Here is a 402-nt window from a genome sequence, read left to right as displayed (position 1 = left end):
CTTCGGCGCCTGCCAACGGCACCATCACCGTGACTGCGGTGAACGACGCGCCGGTCGCAGCACCGACCACCGCAACGGGTTCCGAAGATCCGGTTCAAGGCATCGAAGTCAAACTGAGCGCGACCGACGTAGATGGCGTGGCAGACGTGAAATCTTTCACCGTCGGCACGCCAACCAACGGCACGTTCTACACCGATGCCGCCATGACCAAGCCGGTGACCGGCGCTATTGATGCGGTCAACGGCGAAGCCACCGTTTACTTCAAACCAAACGCGAACTTCAACGGCACCGCGAACTTCACCTACACCGCTACCGACGGCGGTATCGCTGACGGCGGCAGCCCGCTGACCTCAGCTCCGGCTAACGGCACTATCACCGTGACCCCGGTCAATGACGCGCCAG

General features: G+C 62.4%; 1 protein-coding gene. It reads left to right on the top strand.

What is annotated here, in order from left to right; genetic code table 11:
• A partial coding sequence (locus tag INT12_RS31055) for an Ig-like domain-containing protein (protein WP_193041249.1) occupies positions 1-402 on the top strand: 402 nt, incomplete at both ends.

Origin of the sequence: Pseudomonas sp. K8, assembly GCF_014889455.1 — a bacterium.
Classification (GTDB): Bacteria; Pseudomonadota; Gammaproteobacteria; order Pseudomonadales; family Pseudomonadaceae; genus Aquipseudomonas; species Aquipseudomonas veronii.
The sequence above is the reverse complement of the archived record's forward strand: the minus strand, read 5'-3'. Positions and strand labels throughout refer to the sequence as shown.